27 protein-coding genes and 1 pseudogene are annotated in these 21,536 nt (G+C 60.1%); 21 read left to right on the forward strand and 7 right to left on the reverse strand.

The window, feature by feature from the left end; genetic code table 11:
* Both DIE23_RS35850 and DIE23_RS35855 read right to left on the reverse strand, forming a co-directional pair.
* Positions 1–401, reverse strand: a pseudogene (locus DIE23_RS35850) (conjugal transfer protein TraC); the annotation flags it as partial.
* 216 nt (positions 402–617) lie between these two features.
* Positions 618–920, reverse strand: a complete 303-nt coding sequence (locus tag DIE23_RS35855; protein WP_124617213.1) for a hypothetical protein — start codon at positions 918–920, stop codon at positions 618–620.
* A 1,286-nt stretch (positions 921–2,206) separates the two neighbouring features.
* On the opposite strand from DIE23_RS35855, the gene DIE23_RS35860 reads away from it, so the two are divergent.
* Positions 2,207–2,935, forward strand: coding sequence for a hypothetical protein (locus tag DIE23_RS35860; protein WP_124617215.1), 729 nt, complete (start codon positions 2,207–2,209; stop codon positions 2,933–2,935).
* Positions 2,922–3,275 carry a hypothetical protein gene (locus DIE23_RS35865; protein ID WP_124617218.1) on the forward strand — a complete coding sequence of 118 codons (354 nt, stop codon included), beginning with the start codon at positions 2,922–2,924 and terminating at the stop codon, positions 3,273–3,275. Before DIE23_RS35860 ends, DIE23_RS35865 begins: the two co-directional genes overlap by 14 nt.
* Positions 3,276–3,284: 9 nt before the next feature.
* On the opposite strand, the gene DIE23_RS35870 is transcribed toward DIE23_RS35865, so the two are convergent.
* Both DIE23_RS35870 and DIE23_RS35875 read right to left on the reverse strand, forming a co-directional pair.
* A complete protein-coding gene (locus tag DIE23_RS35870; RefSeq protein ID WP_124617220.1) occupies positions 3,285–3,848 on the reverse strand; it encodes a hypothetical protein in 564 nt (187 codons plus the stop codon).
* Between the two features lie 1,001 nt (positions 3,849–4,849).
* Complete coding sequence (locus DIE23_RS35875; protein ID WP_124617222.1) at positions 4,850–5,533, reverse strand: transcription elongation protein SprT; 684 nt, start codon at positions 5,531–5,533, stop codon at positions 4,850–4,852.
* Between the two features lie 389 nt (positions 5,534–5,922).
* On the opposite strand from DIE23_RS35875, the gene DIE23_RS35880 reads away from it, so the two are divergent.
* The 3 genes from DIE23_RS35880 (at position 5,923) to DIE23_RS35890 (ending at position 7,546) form a co-directional block, all read left to right on the forward strand.
* Entirely contained in the window at positions 5,923–6,297 is a 375-nt protein-coding gene (locus DIE23_RS35880; RefSeq protein ID WP_124617224.1) for a hypothetical protein, read from the forward strand.
* On the forward strand, positions 6,294–6,944 hold the full coding sequence (locus DIE23_RS35885) for a hypothetical protein (protein ID WP_124617226.1): 651 nt from the start codon (positions 6,294–6,296) through the stop codon (positions 6,942–6,944). The genes DIE23_RS35880 and DIE23_RS35885 overlap by 4 nt, the downstream gene beginning before the upstream one ends.
* 149 nt (positions 6,945–7,093) lie before the next feature.
* Positions 7,094–7,546 carry a hypothetical protein gene (locus tag DIE23_RS35890; RefSeq protein WP_124617228.1) on the forward strand — a complete coding sequence of 151 codons (453 nt, stop codon included), beginning with the start codon at positions 7,094–7,096 and terminating at the stop codon, positions 7,544–7,546.
* Positions 7,547–7,748: 202 nt separating this feature from the next.
* Here DIE23_RS35890 and DIE23_RS35895 read toward each other — a convergent pair whose 3' ends face one another.
* Genes DIE23_RS35895 through DIE23_RS35905 form a run of 3 tightly spaced genes read right to left on the reverse strand, consistent with a single transcriptional unit; the run spans position 7,749 to position 8,760 of the window.
* The gene (locus DIE23_RS35895) at positions 7,749–8,057 is read right to left on the reverse strand and encodes a TrbM/KikA/MpfK family conjugal transfer protein (RefSeq protein ID WP_124617230.1); all 309 of its coding nucleotides are present in this window, start codon (positions 8,055–8,057) and stop codon (positions 7,749–7,751) included.
* A gap of 22 nt (positions 8,058–8,079) precedes the next feature.
* Positions 8,080–8,436: a hypothetical protein gene (locus DIE23_RS35900; protein WP_124617232.1), complete on the reverse strand. Its 357-nt coding sequence runs from the start codon at positions 8,434–8,436 to the stop codon at positions 8,080–8,082.
* A gap of 3 nt (positions 8,437–8,439) precedes the next feature.
* Entirely contained in the window at positions 8,440–8,760 is a 321-nt protein-coding gene (locus tag DIE23_RS35905) for an H-NS family nucleoid-associated regulatory protein (RefSeq protein ID WP_221623380.1), read from the reverse strand.
* A 107-nt stretch (positions 8,761–8,867) separates the two neighbouring features.
* On the opposite strand from DIE23_RS35905, the gene DIE23_RS35910 reads away from it, so the two are divergent.
* From DIE23_RS35910 to DIE23_RS35985, 16 genes are read left to right on the forward strand one after another with little or no spacing between them, the layout of a single operon-like run.
* On the forward strand, positions 8,868–9,647 hold the full coding sequence (locus DIE23_RS35910) for a lytic transglycosylase domain-containing protein (protein ID WP_124617235.1): 780 nt from the start codon (positions 8,868–8,870) through the stop codon (positions 9,645–9,647).
* Positions 9,644–9,946, forward strand: coding sequence for a KorA family transcriptional regulator (gene korA / locus DIE23_RS35915; protein WP_069620894.1), 303 nt, complete (start codon positions 9,644–9,646; stop codon positions 9,944–9,946). Before DIE23_RS35910 ends, korA begins: the two co-directional genes overlap by 4 nt.
* Before the next feature lie 6 nt (positions 9,947–9,952).
* Positions 9,953–10,228: a hypothetical protein gene (locus tag DIE23_RS35920; protein ID WP_124617237.1), complete on the forward strand. Its 276-nt coding sequence runs from the start codon at positions 9,953–9,955 to the stop codon at positions 10,226–10,228.
* A complete protein-coding gene (locus DIE23_RS35925; RefSeq protein ID WP_069620892.1) occupies positions 10,228–10,560 on the forward strand; it encodes a VirB3 family type IV secretion system protein in 333 nt (110 codons plus the stop codon). The genes DIE23_RS35920 and DIE23_RS35925 overlap by 1 nt, the downstream gene beginning before the upstream one ends.
* Position 10,561: 1 nt before the next feature.
* Positions 10,562–13,240, forward strand: a complete 2,679-nt coding sequence (locus tag DIE23_RS35930; RefSeq protein ID WP_124617239.1) for a conjugal transfer protein TraB — start codon at positions 10,562–10,564, stop codon at positions 13,238–13,240.
* A gap of 12 nt (positions 13,241–13,252) precedes the next feature.
* Positions 13,253–13,960 (forward strand): type IV secretion system protein, encoded by a 708-nt coding sequence (locus tag DIE23_RS35935; protein WP_124617241.1) that lies wholly within the window; start codon positions 13,253–13,255, stop codon positions 13,958–13,960.
* A 12-nt stretch (positions 13,961–13,972) separates the two neighbouring features.
* Entirely contained in the window at positions 13,973–14,242 is a 270-nt protein-coding gene (locus DIE23_RS35940) for an EexN family lipoprotein (protein WP_124617243.1), read from the forward strand.
* Positions 14,243–14,252: 10 nt separating this feature from the next.
* Positions 14,253–15,308: a type IV secretion system protein gene (locus tag DIE23_RS35945; RefSeq protein WP_124617246.1), complete on the forward strand. Its 1,056-nt coding sequence runs from the start codon at positions 14,253–14,255 to the stop codon at positions 15,306–15,308.
* Positions 15,309–15,332: 24 nt separating this feature from the next.
* On the forward strand, positions 15,333–15,524 hold the full coding sequence (locus DIE23_RS35950; protein ID WP_124617248.1) for a hypothetical protein: 192 nt from the start codon (positions 15,333–15,335) through the stop codon (positions 15,522–15,524).
* On the forward strand, positions 15,521–16,237 hold the full coding sequence (locus tag DIE23_RS35955; protein WP_124617250.1) for a virB8 family protein: 717 nt from the start codon (positions 15,521–15,523) through the stop codon (positions 16,235–16,237). Before DIE23_RS35950 ends, DIE23_RS35955 begins: the two co-directional genes overlap by 4 nt.
* 2 nt (positions 16,238–16,239) lie before the next feature.
* Positions 16,240–17,133, forward strand: coding sequence for a TrbG/VirB9 family P-type conjugative transfer protein (locus DIE23_RS35960; protein WP_124617252.1), 894 nt, complete (start codon positions 16,240–16,242; stop codon positions 17,131–17,133).
* Positions 17,130–18,293: a type IV secretion system protein VirB10 gene (virB10, locus tag DIE23_RS35965; protein WP_124617255.1), complete on the forward strand. Its 1,164-nt coding sequence runs from the start codon at positions 17,130–17,132 to the stop codon at positions 18,291–18,293. Before DIE23_RS35960 ends, virB10 begins: the two co-directional genes overlap by 4 nt.
* A complete protein-coding gene (locus tag DIE23_RS35970) occupies positions 18,290–19,306 on the forward strand; it encodes an ATPase, T2SS/T4P/T4SS family (protein WP_124617257.1) in 1,017 nt (338 codons plus the stop codon). The genes virB10 and DIE23_RS35970 overlap by 4 nt, the downstream gene beginning before the upstream one ends.
* A 13-nt stretch (positions 19,307–19,319) precedes the next feature.
* Entirely contained in the window at positions 19,320–19,799 is a 480-nt protein-coding gene (locus DIE23_RS35975; protein ID WP_124617259.1) for a hypothetical protein, read from the forward strand.
* Positions 19,800–19,813: 14 nt separating this feature from the next.
* On the forward strand, positions 19,814–20,080 hold the full coding sequence (locus DIE23_RS35980) for a DUF2274 domain-containing protein (protein ID WP_124617261.1): 267 nt from the start codon (positions 19,814–19,816) through the stop codon (positions 20,078–20,080).
* A 33-nt stretch (positions 20,081–20,113) separates the two neighbouring features.
* The gene (locus DIE23_RS35985) at positions 20,114–20,449 is read left to right on the forward strand and encodes an H-NS family nucleoid-associated regulatory protein (RefSeq protein WP_124617263.1); all 336 of its coding nucleotides are present in this window, start codon (positions 20,114–20,116) and stop codon (positions 20,447–20,449) included.
* Positions 20,450–21,536: the final 1,087 nt, after the last annotated feature.

Below are 21,536 nucleotides of genomic sequence, written 5' to 3' on the forward strand. Positions count from 1 at the left end.
CACACGAACCGCAGCACAACGCCGTAGAGGATGGCCGCAAGGATGATCGGCCAATACTGCGCGAGCTGCGCGCGCAGTTCGCCGCCGAAGTTCGCGGCGGCCGTCGCGAATCCGAAACCGGACATTGCGACGTAGAGCAAGAACGCGACGAGCGGCACGAACAAGAGCCACACATACAGCGTGATAACAGAAGCCCGCCTGCCGATAAACGCCAGCCAGTCGCGGAATGATGCATCGTTGGACGGCAAGCGCCAGGGCACCGGATGCAACACCGATACCACGAAAAGCGGGATTGCCAGCACGATCCAATACCACGGACTAGCCCATTGCACCGCATGGACGACCGTCGAAAGCACGGTCGATTGCGCGGTTTGAAAGGCGTATGCGTTAGGTAACGACACGGCGTTCTCCAGGAGTTAGGAGGAACCGGAGAGACTTTCGTCTCTCCGGTTGTGGGTCGGCGTGTGCCGAAGCACGAACGGATTGCCTAAGAAGGCGCACCACCCTGCCGAGCAGAAACGGTCTGCGGCCGTACAGCGATTGAGGGCTTCCCACGCCATCAACGTTGACGCTACTGACACAGGCTTTTGGCCTGTTTGTCGGTTGACGTGCCGGGTTCAAACCCCGGTTTGCCACAGCGAGCACGACGCGATAGCGCCGGTTCCCTGGTTGCCACCGACCCGAAAAGGGCCGTACTGACCACCGGCCTGACGGCTGCCGGGTTGACTTGCACGCACCGAAGCACGCGGCTTTTTCATGCCATCGACCCCAAACGGCGGGCCGCCCTGACCACCGGCCTGACCGCTGCCGGGTTGACTTGCACACACCGAGGCGCGCGACTTGTTGACGACACCGGCCTGACGGCTGCCGGGTTGACTCCGACCGAAACGGCCGGCAACTGCACTGCGATTTGCTTCCACGACAAGCTCCTTTCTCAAGGGTTAATTACACGTTGGACACCTCAGGAGACCAATCCCGAGACGGGCGCGGGTACCAGCCGCGCCCGTTCCAACACTCCACTGCGGGAACCACCCCGCATCTTCACGCTTACGTGTGCCGTGAACTTTCGGACAGGCTTTCGCCTGCTATCCGCGCTTCGGACGAATCGCGACGGATAGCTATACGGCTTGCGCCGTGCGGCCCTACTGATCCACTCTCCCTCCCATAGCCACCGGGTTACCAGCCCGGTATCGGCCTTAGGGATTCCCACGTTAGTGCAACGTTACTGACGCCAAACTGCGCGCCAGAGCACCACGCCTGCGCCTCAAGCAACAACAGTGAGGTGTTCCCTCTCACCCTTTAGGTTTTCAGCGGCCCGAGATTCCAAAGCGGCTCGCTTACCTGTTGTGCCGTCAACGGCTTCGTCTTCAGACAGGCTTGATGCCCCACCACATAGCGACCTCTACGGCCGCATTTACACGCTTAAGCTATACAACGACCCCACCAGCTTGCGCCGGTAGGTGCCGCGTGCGCCAGGTTTCCCCTTGCACGCCTGCGCCCTTTCGGAACGCCTCAGCAGCCTACGTGTGTGGCATAGGTTCTACGGTTTCCCGCAGCCCCTAGACGGTGCTAGCGACGGCCTAAGCCATCTCCCGTTTTCACGTTGCACAGGGCAGTAGCGCATTTCCTCGCTGTGCCCGTTTCCGTGTCGCCCAACCTCACCCCAATGCTTCGCGGGGATTGAGTCGAAGGGCGGAGTTACACCGCCCAGCGCTCGTCGTAGTCGTACCAGCGCCATTACGCGCATACGACTTCAGCACACTCGGCACGGTTGGTAGCCGTGCCTTGAGCCTTGCGGCTCGCGTGAAGTGATGGAATCCAGGGGTGGTCAGCCCCCGGACTACTTACTGCGATGGAGGCTGCCCCTGATCCGTGTAACCGCTCGCGCGATACACCACTTCGGGCAACAGGTAATGCAAGGGTTGGTTGCCCTGGTGCTGCGTCGCTGGCCGCTTGTGGCGGCCTAGGCGACGCAGAGTGATGCTTGCGCGCTAGGGCCGCTGGTGGCGGTCAGCGAATTGAGTGTAGTGGCAACGTATGAAGAAAGCACGCTTCGCGTGCGGAATCTCTTATAATTAGCCGGGAATGCGAAGCATCCCGGATAACTGGAAAGCCTTGTGCAGCAAGGCTCCGCATTATCAATGAATGGATCGATTCAATCCTATGCGTTGAGCATATTTCGGCCTCCCAGGCAAAATGCATAACCATGAATGAACCGAGCGTTATTCGATACAAGACGTTGTTGATGCAACGGCTGCTAGACCTCGTTCGGCACGGCTACCGGCACCACACGGCCGGCACGGTGCCGGCCGAGCGCGCCGAGGCGCTTTGCGCAAAGTTTTCGACGCGCTATGACGTGTTCGTGAACCAGAACCAGCGCGCCTATCGCAAGAGCCTTGGGAAGGCCAACGCGCGGCTGATCCTTGCCGACCTTGAACGCAATGCCGGCACGCTGCATTGGTTCCTGATGGTTACAGACGGTCAGCACGACGCGCATACGCTCGAAAAGCTCCACGACGCGCTAGAGGCTGGAGAGCGTGTACACGTCACGGGTTATGAGCTGTTGAAACTGCCTCACTCGAAGGCCGCCGGCGGCGGCGTTCGCCTGACTTGGCGCATGACGACCGAGACAGAGCGCGCCTGGCGATTTCAGATCCGTTCGACCGTCCGCGCGAAGCGCGCCGATGAGCTGGTGCCGGTGCTGGTGCGCTCGTTGTATCAGACGCCTGGCTTTCACACGACCCGCTATCAGGTCGGAAAGCTCGTGGCGTTCCTCACGGGCGAGTGGGTGCGGTCAGGCCGGAAGGCCGAGGCGTTGCCCCTTCCTGGCGCCCTACCCTACGTGCGGCGGATGGCCGACGAGGACTTCACTTTGGAAGACTGGCTTGCCGCTGCTGCGAGCCGCAAACCGGAGGTGACGGATGAGCGAGCTTGAGAAGCAAGACCGCGTTGTGTCGTTCACGGCCGACCAATGGCTGGCCGAGGACGAAACCGAGGCATTCGGCGTGCGCAAGATCGTGCCAAAGAAAAAGGAGCCGACGCCCGGTGTAAAGGCTATCCTCGTGTTCGAGGACAGTTTTCGCCGCGCGAAAAAGCACCTGAAAGCATATCCGCTGTTACGGCCGCAGCTCGACTTGCCCGAGCTGATTAGCGCCATGATCGACGTGTGCGACGCCGACCCGGCAATCATGGAGAAGGTCGCGCGCCGGATCATCGACGCCCGCAGGCAGCAGCTCGACGCGATGGCAGCCAGCACGACGCCGCCGGACGCGTGAGCCACACGCTCACACGTCCAGCTTGCCTTGCTCGTTATCGACGGCCTTCGTCTGCGCGCTGCGGCGACGGTATTCGCGCACGAACATGACACGGTCGCCCTTGAAAAACAGGGCAGGATTGACCCAATAGACGTTCGGCAGCTTGGGCGCGAGGAACGACTTGCCGAGCAGTTCGCGCAGCCCGCGCTGGAAGGTTTTTTCGCTCATGCCAATGTCGCGGCCGGACAGCCCTTCGCCGAACCAGCTCAGATACACGGCATCGGCAAAGCCGCCTTGCATTGGCGTGCGTTGGTACTCATCGAGGACAGCTTGAAAGACACGCTGGCCGGTGCGCGAGAGGTCGTAGCTGGCCGACACGCCGGCCGCGAAAACCTTCACGAACTCCGCATCGTCTTTTTCCTCGATGTTGCGAATGACGGTCGCGGCCTGTACGACTCCATCGGAGTCCATCAGCTCGCGCCTCACGCCGCTATCCACATAGCGACGCTTGATCGTGATTTGGCGCGGCTCCAGAAGCGGGTTCACCTGGGGAGAGAATTCGAGGTATCGGAGGTTCGGCTTTTCGTCAGACATGGGCTACTCTCGCTCGATTCGGTTTTTCGCCGGACATTTTTCGCGGCGAAATTGTCTTTCCAGCGTCAGAGGATGACCGAGGGAGAGACAAAAATCAAGCGATTTTTGTCTCTTGAGGGGCTGGAGTTGTCTTTCGAACGGCCAGAGTTGTCTTTCGAGGTGCTGGAGTTGTCGGTGCGATCTAGGCGCGACAAGGGTTTGCGGGCCGCTCCTTCTCACTCTGCTTTAGCGCGGGCGATTTTTCGCGGGGTAGCGTGATTTAGCCCCCATTTCCGGGCCGTGCCGACCCGCAAACGGAGGAATCACGGCGCTACGCGCCTTGACGGCCCCGGCACCCCTCCCGTTCACCCAGGCCTGCGGAGCCGAGGCTCTAAGCCGCTGCCGGGGCAAGCCCCGTCACCGTCTAAGAGCGAGATAAATCGCGCCCGGCCCGTCCTACGGCCGGCCCGCCCGCTCAACTCGTCCCTGTGGGGACCAACCCGGCTGACGGTTAATCGCATCACCACCGCCGATTTGTCTACAGAAAGGGGGCGGCCGGAGTCTCGAATGTACCTGCGGCGCGAAATGCGGCCCGTGGTGCCGTTTCGGCGAAGCGGCTAAGGGGCTGGCCTACCTATGCCATCGCAAACGGCTCACAGCGCCGATTTTCCGCAAGCGTCGGCCGCAGTCGCTCGGTTGAGATTTTTTTATCTCAATTGGGCGCGCGCAGCGCGTCACGCCGTAGGCAAAAGCTCGCGGGGAGCCGGTGCGTTGGGTGCGGTATCCCGGCCAGCGGCCGGGACTCTCCACACCCTTGCGGTGTGGTGAGCGCAGCCATCCACGGGCGGGCGCGGGTGAACCACTGGCCCTTGCAGACCGCCGCCGGGGCCGCGTAAGCGGTGCCGGCTCGTCATTTCGCGGCGTAGCCGCCTGTTTTCCGGCCGCGCATGGCATCGAGAAGCCGCAAAGCAATGCGCCGTGGATTATACACGGCGCGGTTATGAAGTTATGAAGTTACGCGGTTAGGCTTCTTCGGCTTCTAGCTCGTCGGTTGCATCGTCGGAGCCTTCATCGACGGCCATTGCGCCGTGCAACGGGCAATGCGGCGGGCCGGCAAGGTCTAGCCACTTACGCGACGTGCGCGCGGTGTATCCGCACTCGGCGCAATGGCATTTGATGTGCCGGCGCGTCTGCTTTTTCGGCGCGGTCGTGCTCGGGCCGCCTTCGTCGCCCGGTTCCGTACCCGGCTCGATGTGCTCGGCCTGGGTGCGCAGGCGGGCATGAGGAAGCGGGCCGGCTTCGGCCAAGATCGGCTCCAGCGCCGTGCGGAATTTCGGGCCGGCCGTGGTCGAGCGCATCGGGCCTTCTAGGCCGATGCCCTTCGCTACCCGGCGGAAGTCTTTGCCGTGACCGGCGGGGATGCCTACGGCCGCGTGTACCAGCTCATGACCGAGGATCGCGGCAACTTCCATCGGCATGACTTCGGGCGAGTTGGCGAGGTCGGGCCGGATGAAGATTTCGAAGTGGCCGTCATCGCTGCAACGATTGTCCCAACACTCGCCAATGCGCTTCCCTCTCCAACCGGAGGACGTGAACCCGATCGCAATACGCACGCGCTCGGGCAGCGGGGCGTCGAGTTCTTCGAACAGATGCGCCATGCGCGCGGCAACGAAGTTCAGCCAGGATTCGCGGTTCGGGTGGTTCACTGTCAGCTCCAATAGAGTGCGTGTACACGCTTCTATTTTAGTTAAAAGGAGAGCGTGTACACGTACTCTCTGTGCTTTTGTCGTAACTTTATTGTGTCAAAAAGTTACGACGTTATGAGGTTTTAAAGCTACAGCGTTAAGAGGTTTCGCAGTTATGGCGTTAGTGGTGTATGATGTTATGGCGTTGTGCAGTTGAGAGGTTGAAACGTCAGAACGTCATAGAGCTATAGCGTTACAACGTTACAACGTCACAACGCTATGACGCTGTAACCGCGTAGCGTCAAAACTTCGCGGTGCAGCGAATTCGAAGCTATAACCTCATGAGGTTGTAACGCTTTGGCTCTATAACGCCGTAACGCCGTAACGTAATAACTTTATGAGGTTATGAAATGAAGCAGCCGAAAGGGGTGGTTGATTTGGCAGCTCGACTCGGGGCGGCGGCAGCGTCGCCACTCGTGCCGGTTGCGGCGGCAGCGGCGGCGCCAGTGCCGGCACCGGCCGCAGCACCCGCCATGACGGCCGAGGCACCGAGCGGGGCAGGGCAGGGCGCGGCGGCGTCCGAAGCACCGGTCGCACCGGCAAGAAAGGCGGCCAAGGCCACGGCAAAGAAGGAGCCGGCCGACACGACGCAACTGACGTTGCGACCATCGCGTGCGCTTCTCGCGCGTTACGTGGCAGCAGCAGCAGATCGCAGCCGGGACACCGGGCGCATGGTGTCGGCGCAGGAAATCATGCTTGAAGTCCTAGAGAAGGGGGGCGTATGAGCAACATCGTCTATGTCGGCGGGCAGAAGGGCGGCACGACCAAAACCACGACCGCGCACCTGATGGCTCTAGGCGCGATTCTCCGCAAGCAGCCGGCCGCATATGTCCTGACTGACCCCCATCGCCGTGTGAAGGCCGAGGGCCGCCCGTATGGCGTGCTCGACGGGCGCGACCCGAACGCACTGGCCCAGATACTCACAGCGAGTCAGAGCAACCTTAACGGCTGGCTGATCGTTGACGGCGGCGGCAACCGTCCCGCGTTCGACAAGGCGATGGCCGACGCGGCGCACCTCACCATCCTGCCGTTTCGCGCATCCGAGGAAGATCTAGAAGCCGTCGCGCTCGACATGCAGGCGATGCCTAACGCGCTCGCGCTGCCGTCTGCCTGGTCAACGAACAAGCACGCGCAGGAAGCCGCGCAGCGGCTTATCGACGGCCTCAGCACGGCATTCCCTGGGCGCGTGCTCACGTCGCCAATCTGGTTCGTGAACTCCACGGCGGAATTGCTTGGCGCAACGCTCGAAAGCCCCTCAACGGCCGTGCGTAATGCCGCGCGCCACAGCTTCGGCATTCTGACGGCCACGTTTGAGCAGCACGGCCAGCCGGCCGAGCTGGACGACGCGGCGGCAATCACCGAGGCGCAATAAGTACACTCAGCCCGAAACCGCTGTATCGGGCTTGAGAATTCCTGCCTTTTGTCCTACCTTTGGGTTGTCGAGAGACGCACTGCGCTATCCGTGGTGCGTCTCTCGACGCTCCCGGATGGCCTTTTTCATACCCTTGAAGGAGGTTCATCATGTTGACCGAAACGACCCGTACCACCGCCGCTCTGTTTCCTGTAGATGCCGACCATGCCCGTGCAAACGGGCCGATGTTTACAGGTTCGATCAAGCTCGAAGGGGTATCGGTTCCGTTGTCGGCCTTCCTCAAGGAAGCTCGCAACGGTTCGGATACGCAGTTTCTCGACTTGTCGATTGGCGCGAAAGGGCAGGTGCATTTCTCGGGGCGACTCTTTCGCAGCGAGAAGAAGAAGACGGAGAAGTCGCCGGACTACACAGGCTATCTCACCGTCTTGCCCCTGACGCCTGGCGTCGAAAACGAGTACACGGAGGACGACTGGAAGGCAGCACCGCGCCTCACCGTGTTTGGCCGTCGCAAGCGTAACGCCGACAACTCTGTTCGCATCGCGCTTGACGTAGTACCGCAGCGTTCGACGGCTGAAATCAGCGAGGAGGAAGTCGGGTTCTAGGGAGAAGGCTCTAATAGCCGCCGCAGTACGAAAAAGGGAGAGAAGGCAACTTCTCTCCCTTTTTATTTCGCCATTACTTTACCCAATATGAATAATTCCATACCAGGCTTTAACACTAAAATCAAGCTGTTAAATATGACAGGTAATCTGAGACAATTATCGAATATCAAAAAAGGTTAATTCGTAACTGTGCCGTTACAGGTTATTCCATCGCGCCAAAGAGGCTGATAACCTGATCCACATTGCCCGCGTTGGACTGGTTGGCGTCAGGGCATTCGTTGAGGAATTGCCTGCGTGCATCTGACGTCGCGCTTAGGTCAAGGTGCCCGTGGTGAAACTTCTTGATGGACAGGAAATCGCTGATCGGCTTGTTGCAGTTATCGCCGCCGGACTGCCCCATTGCCTTGCCAGTCATACAGACAAGGGAATCGCACGGCGAAGCAAATGCAACGAGCGGGCCTGACAAACCAAGGATGAGTGCGAGGGCGCATGAAAGAGCTTTCTTCTTCATGGCGTTATCTCCATAAGGGGGCTTAAAAGAGCGCTCGGCGTTCCAGTCTAATCAACGCTTCACGCAGGCCCAGCAGCGCGAGTATCACGACTCCTGTGATGATCGCATTCCGAGGGTGCGGCCAGTGATGAGCGTATTCGACACCAAGGACAACGAGGCCCGCGAGAACAACAAGCGTCAACCCAAACCGTATGTAGCGGCCAAAAAGACGAAGAGAGCCGCACGCGAGCATCCACGCGGTATCACGCAACAGGCGACCAATTAAACGAGCAGCTCCGGCCAGGGCCGGTGTAGCGCGCTCAAAGAGCGCGGCGAACTTCCGTGCGCGACGTTCGCGGCGAACACGCTTACCCGTCTTAATTGGAATGACCTGTCCCATGTCTCATCCTTTCTTTTCTTCCGTCACCTCGAATTCATCGAGCGTTCGACCTGCCTTCAAGTACGCCATCAACCACGCCGGCCGCCGGCCGAAGCCCGACCACGTATTGGCCGGATTCTCTGGATCGCGATAGCTCGGGCGCGTGATCGGCGCGGCGTTGGGGATGTGGAATTCCTCCAGCTTTCGACCTTGATCTAGGTAGGCCACGACCCATGCAGGCCGTTGGCCCCACCCAGACCAGGTGTTGAGCGGATTCGCAGGGTCGCGGTAACGCGCCTCGCCTCCCGGTGCCGTCTTTGAGGGGAACGGTACGAACTCGATCACGGTTCCATCCTGCCTTCTGACAAGACGCCGACTCGCATTTTTATCCTTGCCTCTCACTGATTACGCTTCCATAATATACTCTGTCCGTTTCGTACAAAAGAGGATGTGTGAATAAATTCGCCGCACTCTCTCTCGTGCCAATCATGGCCGTGCCCGTGGTTGCGGAGGCGACGCCTGCTGCGTTGTCACCGCAGATCCTCGCGCTGGCCCGCACGTGCGCGCCTGACATTCATCCTCTGACGCTCGCGTATCTGGTTCGCGCCGAGTCTCACAACAACCAATACGCCATCAACGTCAACGGCGGTAACAGCCTGCCACGGCAACCCGCGACCGAGCAGGACGCACGCGACGCCATCGCGTTGCTCAACAAGCGCGGCTGGAATTATGACGTTGGGTTTGCCCAGATCAATTCTGGCAATTTTCGCAGTCTAGGGCTTACCGGTGAACAGCTCCTAGACCCTTGCACCAACTTGCGCGCGGCGGCCCTCATTCTCGGCAACTGCTATGCGCGTGCGGTACAGGCCGTTGGAGAAGGGCAGGGCGCTTTGCAGCGCGCCTTGTCTTGCTACAACACCGATTCGCAAAGCAAGGGCTTTGCAAACGGCTACGTCAAACGCGTCGTTGCTCAGGTTCGCTACAAGGTGCCAGAGCTGATGGACGGGCCAATCAATGCGAACGATGCGGGCGCACCCACCAGCCCGAGCGCATCGAGCGCGACGCCGGTTCGCCGGCAAGCCATCGCAGCAGTCGTGCCCGCGCAGCCCGCAGCCGACCCGGCCACGCAGGGCGGCGAGCAGGGCGCGGCAGGGCAAATCGAAGAAGGGGCATTCGCCCATCCCGAACTCGGCGCGTTCATGAGCCGTGTTTCAGCAAAAGGAGGCCAATGAAAACCGTTGTGTATCTGGCGATGCAAAGCCAGCTCGAAAGCATCCTGCGCGAATGGCAGGTCGATCGCGTTGTGATTCATCGCATCGAGTCTCGCCAGTGGATTCCGTTCATCGACATTCGGAACGAAGCCGGCCAGGCCTATACGTGCTCGATCCGCGTCAAGAAAGCGCTGGAGCCTAGAACGTGGTCTGACTTGCGCGCGCTGGTCGATTGGATCGACACGCAGGTTGGCGTCAAAGAGTGTGCGTTGTCTCTATCGGACTTCGAATGGGAGTCCGAAAACTTAACCGTGGAGTGAACCCCGATGAAGAAGCAGATTCAAGCATCGCAAGTCGCCGTGGGCCTGATGTTCCTGCTTGCGGCCACGCAGGCTTTTGCCGTCGATACGGGCGCGTCCGGCCTCAATTCCGCACAGACCTGGATGATGGTTTGGGTTCCGGTTGGCTGCGCAATGATTCTCGTCGCGATGGGCGTTGGCCTCATGGCTCACATGCTCAAGCTGCACCAGCTCGTCTATCCGGTCATTGGCCTGATCGTCGCCGGCTCCGCTTCTGCGATTGTCGGCTACTGGATTTCGTGATGGCCGCGAAATTTCCGCTGTTCAAGGGGGCTACGCGTGTGCCGTGCTGGTTTTTCGTGCCGCGCACCGTGCTCCTTGGAACTTTCATGTTCTGCGGTGCCTTGTACATGTTCATCCATTTGTACGCGATGTTGCTGTTCGCGCTGCTGTGGATGGTCGAGTACGCGATAACGAAACACGACGAACGCATGTTCCGCATCTTGTGGCTATGGATCAAAACCAAGGTGCGCAACCGGTTCGACTCGCGACTCACTGCGCTATGGAAAGGCTCTAGTTTCTCGCCGGTCAGCTACATCGACCGAATCAAAGAGGACCACCGAGACGAGGTATAGCATGGCCGTTGCTACTCGAGAGATCAAAAAGAACAAGAGCTTTGTGAAAGAGCCTTCGTTTACGCAGTTCATTCCGTACTCGCAGCACCTCACGCCTACGATTGTCAGCACAGTCGGAGGCGAATACGTCATTGCGTTCCGCATTCAAGGCCGAACGCACGCCAGTGCCACCGATGAGACGTTGCGTCATTGGGTGCTAGACCTCAACCACGTTGCGAAGCAGATCGGCAACGAGCACGTCAAAATCTGGACGCACTTGCACCATCACAAGATCGAGAGCTACCCGGCCGGCGAGTTTCCGACCAAGTTTGCTCGCGATCTGAATGCAAAGTGCCGCAAGATGTTCGACAAGGCACCGCTGATGGTCAACGACTGGTATCTGACGGTCGTATACAACCCGGTTGGCGATATCGCACAGCAGTTCCTTTCGAAGTTTGATCGCCCGTCGCGCGAACAGCTCGAAGAACGTCAGAAGCAGGCAATCGAGAAACTGGAGGACATTTCGACTCAGCTAATGGGCGCAATGAGCGCCTACGGCATCGAGCCGTTGACCCTCTATTACCGCGACAAGAACGGCAACATCATCGAGGACGCCGAGAGCGCCCCCGATATCGAAGACGACGACCCGGACGACGACGACCCCGAAGGCGACCTGTTGGCCGAGCTGCCGCCCGATGAGCCGACCAGCGTGCCGGCACAGCCGGTGCCGCTCGCGCAAAGGCACGTCTTTTCGCGCGTGCTCGAATGGTTCAGCTTCCTTGCGAATGGCGAATGGTCGATCGTGCCGGTGTGCCGTGGTCGCATCTGCGATTACCTGATGACGAATCGCCCGGTCAGCTCGCTTTTTGGCGATGTGATCGAGCTGCGCACCGTCGAGCGCAATCTCTATATGGCGGGCATCGAGGTTCACGACTTCGAGGAAAACACCGAACCGGGCCAGCTCAATCTCTTGATGGAAGCGCCGTTTGAGTTCGTGCTTACGCAGGTGTTTTGCTGCATGTCGCGTGCGGCCGGTCGCGTGCTTCTGCGCAATCAGCAGCTTTCCATGATGGAGACGAACGACCCGAGCAAGTCGCAAACCGAGGAATTGAGCACGGCGCGCGATGACGTTGCAGCGGGCCGCATCATCATGGGTTTTTACTATGCCGTGATGCACGTTGTTTCGCTCACGGCCGATGGCGCGCAGCAGACCGCGCGCCAAGCCAAGGTCATGATGAACCAGTGCGGCATATCGGCCGGCGCTGTCAGCCTCGCCTCAGACGCGGCGTTTTACTCGCGCCTGCCTGGCAATACCGCCTGGATGCCCCGGCCGGTGCCAGTCAATAGCTGGAACCTTTTTTGTTTCTCGTCGTTTCACAACTTCATTTCGGGCAAGCCAACGGATAACCCGTGGGGCCGCGCAATCATGTTGTTTCGCGGCGTGAGCGGCTCACCGCTTTTCCTCAACTTCCATTCGACGCCGAAACTTGAGCGCTCGTTTGGTAAGCGGCCGGCAGGCGTGACGGGCATTTTCGGGCGCATCGGCTCCGGTAAGACGACCACGCTTAATGCGCTGCTGACGTTCTCGACCGAGGTTTCGATTGACCCGCGCATGGCGATCTATGACCGTGATCGCGGCATGTATCCGCTCGTCAAGGCGCTGCGCGGCCATTACACGGTGCTGAAAGAAGGGCTGAATACCGGCTGGCAGCCGCTCCAGCTCACGCCCACGCTTATTCACATCGCCTTTGCCAAGCGTTTGCTGCGTGTGCTTTGCGAAATCACGCTGAACGGCAAGCCGATGGAGCAGCCCGAGCTGGACACGCTCAACAGCGCCATTGACGCCGTTATGGGGCCGCCCATCGACGCCGGCCTCAGCGCCGCCGAGCTGGAAGCGCGCAAGTCCTATATCCCGATGGACAGCCGCACGCTTACGGCGGTCATGGAGCACTGCGAGAAGCCGCACCGCACGTCGAGCATGCGCCTGACCGTGGCCGCGATGCTGCTGCCGTGGACGCGCCACGGCGAGTACGGCTGGCTGTTCGACAACGACGCCGACCTGCTCGACTTCCGCAAGAACGATATCAACGCGTTCGACCTGACCGAATTTCTCGTTGGCAAGGATGAAGTCGCACCGGTCACACGCACGCCGATGCTGATGTACCTGAATTTCCGCGTGCGCGAAACGATCGACGGCAAGCGCCGCTTCATTCAGGTGTTTGACGAGTTCGCACAGTATCTCGATGACCCGATCATGGTTCGCGAGGTCAAGCGCGGCATCAAGAATGACCGCAAGAAGGACTGCATCTATGTGTTCTCGACGCAGGAGCCGAACGACGCCATTTCCAGCACGATCGGCAAAACCATCATCCAGCAGATGGTTACGCAAGTCCTGCTCGAAAACCGCGACGCCGACCGCGAGGACTACGGCGACAGGGGCTTGAAGTGCCCGCCCGCCGATATCGACGCGGTTATGTCGATTCCCGAGAACAGCCGTCAATTCCTCATTCGTCAGGGCGGCCAATCCGGGTTGGCGAGCATGAAGCTCGAAGGCATGGACGAAGAAATCAGCATCTTGTCGGGCACGCCGGACAACGCGGATCGGCTTGAAAAGCTCATTCGTGACCTTGGCACCGATGATCCTGACGTGTGGTTGCCGAAGTATTACGCCGCAGTCGTCGGCCGCAAAGCCGGCCGTTAAAGGAGAGACGCCATGAAGTTCGTGAGGACCACCGTAGCCGCCGCTGTACTGGCCGCCTCGTGCGCAAGCGCACAGGCGCAGATCGTCGTGACGAACCCGACTTCGTTCGCGCAGCAGGCCGCCAACTTCGCGCAACAGATTGCTAACCTGAAATCGCAGTTGCAGCAGGCCGAAAGTCAGTACGCAGCCATTACCGGAAACATCGGCCAGTACCAGAACCTCTTGCCGACAAGCCTTTCGACGCTTAAAGGCAATCTGCCGCAGAACTGGGAGCAGGTCTATTCGGACGCGATGAACAGCACATCGAGCGTGTCCGGCTCGGCCTCGTCCATCCTTTCGCGCTTCGACAGCCAGATTCAGGGCATGGGCCGCGGCGACGCCCTGACGTTCATCAACCAGCAGTTGCATTCCAAGGGCGCTTACGACCGCGCCATGACCGAGCAGGCTTACGACAACGAAATGCGTGAGCTGAACGATATGCAGTCGCTTACGAACCAGATCGGGCAGGCCACGACGCAAAAGCAGATCGAGGATCTACAGGCACGCATCCAGACCGCCCAGGGCGCTATCCACGGCGAACAGGCCAAGCTCCAGCTCATGGCAATGGGCCAGCAGGCGCAAGACAACCTCTTGCGCCAACAGCAGGCCGTCGCCCAAAAGCGCTACCTGTACGGCGACGATAGCGAATCGAATTCCGCTCCCAATATCACCGGCCAATAAGGACAGTCCAGCATGAAAAAGGCAACGCTCATTCTCGTGGTTCTCATTCTCGCGGCGTGCAACAACAAGGAGGAAGAAGCGCACACGCGCAGTTGGTATCGCGAGCAGGACGCCGAACGCAAAGCCGAGGTCGCGAGCTGCAAGGATGACGCCGCGAAGCAGATTTCGGCCAACTGCGCGAACGCGCAGAACGCCGAATCGGACATTTACATCAACGGCAAAGACTACTACCGGAACGGCGGGCAAAGCAGCAACACTGCGCCCAACCTGACCGCTAAGTGAGAGAACGGCAATGGCCTACGATGGTGTTACGCAGATATTCACCTACATGGACACGGTAACGACGCAGATCGTTGCCGAGAACGTAAGCCGCATCGTCTCGTGGGCTGCGCCCATCGCGGCGGTCGGCCTGACGATCCAGCTTCTGATCGACGGCGTTTCGACCATGTTGATGCCAAGTGGCGAGCCGCTATCGCAGCTCGTGAAGAAGTTCATGCAGTACTACGCCATCGTTGCCATTGCCGGCACGGGAGGTCTCTACGCGGCCACGCTCGCAACGTGGGCGCTTAGCTTGCCGGACAGCCTCAGCTCCGTGCTGCTACTCAATGGCTCGACGGCCGGCAGCAGCACAAGCGCCATCGCAACGATGATTGACCAGGCGATGGATCATTCTCTGACCGTCATGCGAACGCTGTTCGCGCAGGCAAGTATCTTGTCAGAGCAAGGGCTTGTGGCGTTGCTGTTGGCCCTCGTCGTGCTGCTGGCGACGGTGCTTATCTGCGGTATCGGCGCTATCTCGATCCTGCTTGCCAAGTTCCTGCTTGCCGTAACGGTGGTGTTCGGCCCGATCTTCATTTTCCTGCTGATTGCGCCGCCGCTCGTGAGCTTTTTCGGGAACTGGCTCGGCTCAGTCTTTAACTACATCGCGCTGATCGCCATGACGGCGATGAGCTTCGGCATGTTCATGAAATTTTTCGACAACGCGATATCGGCGGCCGCGACGCCTAACCCCGATGCCGGCGTGCTCATGTCGATCATTTCGGCCGCCATTGTCACGGTTATGGCGGTTGTGCTGCTGAAGTCGCTGCCCGACCTCGCCGCGAGGCTTACCAACGGCGTGAGCACGAAGCTCGCGCAGCACATTTCCTCACTTAGTGGCGGAGCCGGTGGAGGGGCTGGAGGCGGCAAGGGAGGCGGATCGAGCGGCGGATCGGGCAGGGGAAGCGGATCGAGCAGCGGTAGTGGCTCCGGCTCCAGTTCGGGCGGCACAAGCGGCAGCTCGGCCAGCAGCGCGAGCAGCGGCTACAACTACGCGCGAGGCTCACAAGGCGCGCAGAGCCGTTCCTAACACCATACGCCGGGAGAACCAGCCATGAATCGATGCGTAATTTTTGCCATGTTGGCAGTACTAATTTCCTTGACGGGCTGCGCCAGCATCAAACCGCCGCCCGAGCCTGACATGAGCCACCTTGTTTCCGTCAACAAAAACATTCCTGATGAACTGCAAGGAACCGCCACGCCGCAGCCGGCGACGGGCGCGAATGCTGGAGGAACCACACGATGATGAATAAGCTCGCACTGCGCAAGCCGGTCACGGCTGACGCGCTCGACAAATATCTCGAAGAACGGGAAGGCCTGGAGCTCGACCTGACCGACGAAATCCTGCGTTCGCGCAAGCGCGCGTGGCAGGTTGCATGCGGATTTGGCGGCTTCGGAATCTTCGCGCTGTTGCTCGCCGCCTTCGTGATCTGGCGTTACTGCGAGCCGATCGCAGAGCACATTCTTTGGCGCGACTCATCGACGGGAGCGATTCAGGAGCTTTCTATTCTTCCCGGCGGCAAGGTCACCAGCTATGGGGAGTTGACGGACGGGTATTGGGTTGCGCAATTCGTCTATCACTACACCGGCTACGAGTTCTATTCCTCGCAAGCCGACTATGACTTTGTGAACCTGACAGCCACGGGCGCGCTGGCCGACGAGTACAAGAAGCGCTGGAACGGCCCGAACGCGCCCGACAAGCAGCTTGGCGATTCCGAAATGACCACCGTGAAGGTCAATTCCGTCATTCTCGATACGGAGCACGGCATTGCGACGGTGCGTTACACCACCACGAAGAAGTTCAGGAGCCGCCCCGAGCCGGAACCGACCGTGCATTGGATCGCGACCGTTTCCTATCAGTACGACAAGAAACTGATGACCGCGAAGCAGCGATACATCAACCCGGCCGGTTTTCAGGTCACGGCGTTCCGCCCGAACACGGAAGCAACGGAGAAATAACTATGCGACGCGCGATGCTCACTCTTGCCGCCGCGCTCGCACTGACGGGCGCGCAGTATGCGTGCGCCGTGGGGCCGAAAACCAATTCGCCCCACGACTACCGCATCAAGTCTGTTGTCTTTAACCCGACCGATACCGTCGAGGTCAATTGCGTCATTGGTCTGTCTCTGACGATCAATGTTGCGCCCGGTGAGCGTTACGTCACGCACACCTTTGGCGACCCCGGCGGCTGGCGACTGTCGCAGAATGCCAATCACATCATGGTCTGGCCGACGAACGCGAATAGCGACACCAACCTGACGCTGTTCACGGATCGCCGCGTGTATTACATCCTCCTGCACTTCATCGGCTCGCGCGGCGGCGATGGTAGTCAGCTCGGCAACACGCCGGCCACGTTCATCAAAACGCCGTGGTCGATGCGCTCGGCCACGCTTGCGCTCAACTACACGTATCCCGACGACGACCGAAAGTCGGCGCTCGTGAAAACCAACGCGCAGCGCGTACAAGAAGCACTGGCAAACGCGTCCAGCGCGGGCCTTTCGAACTTGAGCTATTCCCGCTCCGACGAAGCCGGTACAGAAGACATTCGCCCGGTCAACGTGTGGGACAACTTCCGGTTTACCTACTTCAAGTTTGAGCCGAACGCCGAACTGCCGACCATCACCTATATCAATTCGGCCGGCAAAGAGGCGGTGCCAAACGTTCACATCGAAGGGCCAAACCACAACATCATCGTCGCGGAAAACGTTGCACGGCAATGGCGTATCCGTTCGAAAGACAAGGTGGTTGGCGTGCTCAACGCGAACTACAACCCGTCGATCGGCGCGAACCCGAGCGGCACCGTATCGCCGTATGTGCGCCGCGTGCAGAAGCAACCCGAAGGAGATAACCAATGACCGACCGCACCGATACGCCCGCTGTGCAGGACGGCCGGCAGTCGTTCAACAAGGGGCCGCGTGCATCGACGCCTGGCCTCGTGGCCTTTATCGTCATTGTGATCGCGCTCGGCCTTGGACTTGTCGGCTGGATGGTATACGGTGCGCTGCATCGCAAGCCCGCCGCGCAGCCCGCAGCCGCCTCAAAGCAGGACAAGCCCTATCAGGGCGCTTTGCCGGAACGCACGTTTAGCGACACGCCGACGAATCCGACGCTCGCGACCGCCCCGACGCCGGCCAGCGCGCCGGCACAGGAAGAACCGGCACACCAGGACTCGCGGCAGCAACAGGCACCGTCGCCCGAAGCCGTCGCGAATGCGCGCCGGCTCGGGATTCAGCTTGCGGGCGGCCAGCAGGCCAGCGCCGACCAAGGCCAGGCGCCGGCCGGCGCCCAAGGCGGCGCACCGGCCGGCCAGCCCGCCGGATCGCCCATGCAACGCGTCAGCTCGAGCAGCGACGCGTTCGACCGGCAGACGACCGCCACCCGGCCGCAGGCCGTCAAGGCGACGTTGCTTGCGCATCCGAGCCTGACCATCCCGAGCGGCACGATGATCCCTTGCGGCACGAAAACCGAGCTGGACACGACTCAGCCCGGTATGGTCGCGTGCCAGGTGAGCCGCGACGTGTATTCGGCTGATGGTCGCGTGAAGCTCATCGACAAGGGCGCGCACGTTGACGGCGAAATCACGGCAGGCATCAAGGCGGGGCAGAACCGCGTATTTGTCCTGTGGACGCGGGTTCGCAACCCGGATAACACCATCGCCAATCTCGACAGCCCCGGCACGAACGCGCTTGGCAGCTCGGGCATTCCGGGGCAGGTCGATACCCACTTCTGGACGCGCTTTGGCGGTGCCATGATGATTTCGCTCTTTTCTGACCTCAGCTCGGGCCTTGTGCAAGCGGCGGCCAACAGTGCGAACAGCGGCAGCAACAACACGTATCTGAATCTCGATAACACGTCGAACACGTCTAACCAGCTCGCGGCCGAAGCGTTGCGCGCGACCATCGACGTACCGCCGACGCTCTACGACGCGCAGGGCGACACGGTGAATATCTATGTCCGCCGCGATGTTGATTTCAGTGACGTGTACACGCTCTCTATGGACGGGACGCAGCCATGAACGCACCGATGCAAGCCAAGTATTTCGACAACAGGTCGTTGCTTCACACGCTCGAACCGTTGCAGAAGTATTTTCAAGACGAGAACGTGTACGAGATGCGCGTGAACAGGTTCGGCCAGCTCGTGTGCGCGACCCGGCAAGGCCGCGTCTTTCACGAAGCGCCGTTTCTCACGCATTCCTATCTCAATCGCCTCACTGACACGCTGCTGAACGCGAACGGGTTGCCCCGGCAACCCGTCAATGACGTGATGCTGCCGGACGGTACGCGCGGCGTAATCTGTTGGCCGCCGGCCGTGCTCGAAGGCACGGTACTGATTGCGTTCCGTAAGCACCTCGCCGTGGACAAGACCCTTGAGCAACTGGACGCCGAAGGCCGCTTCGACCAGCTCAAGGTACGAACCTTTGATGACGCGACGAAGCTATCCGACTTCGAGCAGGAAATGATCGTCTTGCGCGACGAGCGCCGTTACGTCGAGTTTCTGAAAAAGGCCGTGGTCGGCAAATGCAACATCGCGGTAGCAGGGCCGACCAACTCCGGCAAGTCAACGTGGACGCGCACGCTCTTGAATCTCGTGCCACGCAGTGAGCGCGTGATGGTGTTGCAGGACACGCACGAAGTGGGTTCAGACGCGCAAGACGAAATCGGCTATCTCATGTACGGCGAACAGGAAGGCCGTTTGTCCGCGCGTGAGTGCCTGCGCACCTGTATGCGGCTTTCACCTGATCGCATCTTTCTGACTGAGCTACGCGACGATGCCGCTTGGGACTACCTCAAGAGCGCGAACACCGGCCACCCCGGCAACATCTTTTCGACGCACTCGGAGAGCGCCGTTGAAACGCCGTGGCGCATCGCGGATCTCGTCAAATCGTCCGAGGTCGGCCGGATGCTCGATTACGACATGATCCTGCGCACCGTCCACGCCACCATCGACGTGATTATCTATATGCGCGACTGGAACTGCGTTGAGCTGCTGTACGACCCGGTATTCAAGAAGAAGCACGCCAAGCGCTAAAGGAGCCGACACCATGCAGAACACCACCCATCAACTCATCATGAACGCCGTCATCGTGATTGTTGCTGGCACCATTGCGACGGCGATCTATCGACGCATCGCGCCGTATCTGTTCCGCCGGCATGGCGAAGCTATGGCCGCTCGGCTTGTGCGCGTCGCAAGTGAGCAGGAACAGGCCAAGCTCAAACAGCGCGACCTCAACATGACGCGTAGCCGCGCGCTGCGCGTGCGGCTCACCAACGTTGGCATCTTGGTTGGTTTCTTGCTCATCGTGTGTTTGCTTACCCCGCGCCTGGGCTTCGCAATCACCAACAACGCCGTCCTGACGTTCGGCGCTTACGTGCTCGTGGGCTATATCGCAGTGCTGCTTGCCCGCGTCGTGCCCGCCGAAGCCTTGCAAGGACTCACCTGGAACAGCCGCATCGACGTGCGGCTCTATTACGTGTGGCTCTGGCCGCTCAATGTCTTCAAAACCGTTACCGCCAAGCACTAAGGAAGCTACCCACCATGACGCAGAAAACGCCCCGTAATCCTTCGAATCGTCTGCTGCTGCCGATCGTCAAGCGCGAGCCGGAAAAGACGAAGCTCCCCGTGCAGCTCGCGCAGGAGATACACGCCGATTTGCTCGCGTACCAGCGGGCCTATCAGGAAATGAACGGCGTAGAGCTATCGCTTGATTTCATCATCGAGCACGTTCTTATCCAGCACATGAAGCGCGACAAGGCATTCCAGACGTGGAAGGCGACCGCACCGAAGGCGGCCGGCTCGAACTGATCGCATCAACTAGCACACGGAGGACAGAATCAGGTGAAAGGCGATACGTACAGGCACCTCAGCGCCGAGCTGCAAAAGTTGGAGCGGCGCATCGAGAGTGCAAGGCAGGACGAACGGCAAAACGTTTTGCAGGAGATTCGCGAGAAGATGACCGAGTGGGACATTACTTCGAACGAACTCCGACGCTATCGACGTGGCACGTACCACATGAAGCCGGTTGTCGCGAAGTACCGCGACCCGGCCACCGGCCGCGAATGGAGCGGCCGGGGCCATGAACCGGCCTGGATCGCCGGCAAGGATCGGAGTCTGTTCCTCATCGAGGACGACGATGCACCGGCCGGCACGCTGCGCGCCGTTCGCGCTGATTGACTCTCTCAGGCTCCGCCGGCGGCGGAGTTTTCGACGGTCGCTTCGGCGGCCGTTTTTTTGCATGTCGCAAAACTCCTCAGTCGTCCGGCCAGCGTTCGCGGGCCTTAGCGTTTTGCTACATCGAAATGTCGCGGATCTTTGGCGGCTGATTTCGGCTCAGCAAAAAATTGACTACCTGCTTTGATGGGGAACGCAAGCCGCTAGCCATTGCGTGCGTAAAGTGAAGCGCCTCCGCGATCTGATTCCGCCGTCGATCGTGTGGTTCGCAACAACGGCCGTACGGACCTCGGGAATCCTCGCATCCGCAGCATTCGTCCAGACGCAATTCGAGAAGGCGTTCGTACGGGAACCGTACCGCTTGAGGGCCTGGCCAGCGACCAAAGATCCGGAGATGAAGGTGTCGGATTGCCCAAACCGTGTAAATGTCGAGCAATTCAACGAGCGGCTCACCCACGCACCAGCTGCCGTCTGTTGGCTCGAACGCACATATTGACCCGTCGGGAAAGTTGGTATGCCGCGGTCCGATCCATTCATATCCGATCGCGTCGCTGCCCCAAAAACCCCAGCCACGCACCATGGCTCGACTAAACGAAACTGCGATCGCAAAGCATGCCCGCATAGAAAACCCCGGTAGCAGCGAGCTTCTGACGAGCAACCACATTCCGTCGTCGTCGTGCCAATGCTGCGTCCCGGGGTAGGCCGTCTCGACGTCCGTTAGCTCGTTCGTAAATTTCGCCCGAAGCTCTGAGCCGACGAACGGTGCGGCCGGACCGGGCGCCCCGGATCCGGCGTATGGCCATGCCCATGACCATGCGAATGGCCGTGGTCGGGCTGATGCCCATGCTCTCGATCCGGTCTCGGATCGTGTTTTTCCTGATTTGACATTTTCCAACTCCGTGCCCGTGGTCCAAGGAGAAGCGACGGGTTTGCCGGGCACGACAATCCCGCCGTTCTTTACAACCGGAAAGGAGAACGAGTCCAACTGACGCCCGATCTCACGCAATGCAATCTCTGTTTCTGTGTTCATGAAGGTCGCCATTACCGAAAGTCCGCTTGACTGACCGCGTGCTTGCAACCGCTTCACCTT

The organism is Burkholderia sp. Bp9143 (assembly GCF_003853645.1).
In the GTDB taxonomy this organism is placed as follows: domain Bacteria; phylum Pseudomonadota; class Gammaproteobacteria; order Burkholderiales; family Burkholderiaceae; genus Burkholderia.

What these genes read in the sequence shown, in the direction of transcription:
- DIE23_RS35860 (WP_124617215.1), top strand. Translation starts at nt 2,207, where the DNA reads ATGAATGAACCGAGCGTTATTCGATACAAGACGTTGTTGATGCAACGG.
- DIE23_RS35865 (WP_124617218.1), top strand. Translation starts at nt 2,922, where the DNA reads ATGAGCGAGCTTGAGAAGCAAGACCGCGTTGTGTCGTTCACGGCCGAC.
- DIE23_RS35870 (WP_124617220.1), bottom strand. Translation starts at nt 3,848, where the DNA reads ATGTCTGACGAAAAGCCGAACCTCCGATACCTCGAATTCTCTCCCCAG.
- DIE23_RS35880 (WP_124617224.1), top strand. Translation starts at nt 5,923, where the DNA reads ATGAAGCAGCCGAAAGGGGTGGTTGATTTGGCAGCTCGACTCGGGGCG.
- DIE23_RS35885 (WP_124617226.1), top strand. Translation starts at nt 6,294, where the DNA reads ATGAGCAACATCGTCTATGTCGGCGGGCAGAAGGGCGGCACGACCAAA.
- DIE23_RS35890 (WP_124617228.1), top strand. Translation starts at nt 7,094, where the DNA reads ATGTTGACCGAAACGACCCGTACCACCGCCGCTCTGTTTCCTGTAGAT.
- DIE23_RS35895 (WP_124617230.1), bottom strand. Translation starts at nt 8,057, where the DNA reads ATGAAGAAGAAAGCTCTTTCATGCGCCCTCGCACTCATCCTTGGTTTG.
- DIE23_RS35900 (WP_124617232.1), bottom strand. Translation starts at nt 8,436, where the DNA reads ATGGGACAGGTCATTCCAATTAAGACGGGTAAGCGTGTTCGCCGCGAA.
- korA (WP_069620894.1), top strand. Translation starts at nt 9,644, where the DNA reads ATGAAAACCGTTGTGTATCTGGCGATGCAAAGCCAGCTCGAAAGCATC.
- DIE23_RS35920 (WP_124617237.1), top strand. Translation starts at nt 9,953, where the DNA reads ATGAAGAAGCAGATTCAAGCATCGCAAGTCGCCGTGGGCCTGATGTTC.
- DIE23_RS35925 (WP_069620892.1), top strand. Translation starts at nt 10,228, where the DNA reads ATGGCCGCGAAATTTCCGCTGTTCAAGGGGGCTACGCGTGTGCCGTGC.
- DIE23_RS35930 (WP_124617239.1), top strand. Translation starts at nt 10,562, where the DNA reads ATGGCCGTTGCTACTCGAGAGATCAAAAAGAACAAGAGCTTTGTGAAA.
- DIE23_RS35935 (WP_124617241.1), top strand. Translation starts at nt 13,253, where the DNA reads ATGAAGTTCGTGAGGACCACCGTAGCCGCCGCTGTACTGGCCGCCTCG.
- DIE23_RS35940 (WP_124617243.1), top strand. Translation starts at nt 13,973, where the DNA reads ATGAAAAAGGCAACGCTCATTCTCGTGGTTCTCATTCTCGCGGCGTGC.
- DIE23_RS35945 (WP_124617246.1), top strand. Translation starts at nt 14,253, where the DNA reads ATGGCCTACGATGGTGTTACGCAGATATTCACCTACATGGACACGGTA.
- DIE23_RS35950 (WP_124617248.1), top strand. Translation starts at nt 15,333, where the DNA reads ATGAATCGATGCGTAATTTTTGCCATGTTGGCAGTACTAATTTCCTTG.
- DIE23_RS35955 (WP_124617250.1), top strand. Translation starts at nt 15,521, where the DNA reads ATGATGAATAAGCTCGCACTGCGCAAGCCGGTCACGGCTGACGCGCTC.
- DIE23_RS35960 (WP_124617252.1), top strand. Translation starts at nt 16,240, where the DNA reads ATGCGACGCGCGATGCTCACTCTTGCCGCCGCGCTCGCACTGACGGGC.
- virB10 (WP_124617255.1), top strand. Translation starts at nt 17,130, where the DNA reads ATGACCGACCGCACCGATACGCCCGCTGTGCAGGACGGCCGGCAGTCG.
- DIE23_RS35970 (WP_124617257.1), top strand. Translation starts at nt 18,290, where the DNA reads ATGAACGCACCGATGCAAGCCAAGTATTTCGACAACAGGTCGTTGCTT.
- DIE23_RS35975 (WP_124617259.1), top strand. Translation starts at nt 19,320, where the DNA reads ATGCAGAACACCACCCATCAACTCATCATGAACGCCGTCATCGTGATT.
- DIE23_RS35980 (WP_124617261.1), top strand. Translation starts at nt 19,814, where the DNA reads ATGACGCAGAAAACGCCCCGTAATCCTTCGAATCGTCTGCTGCTGCCG.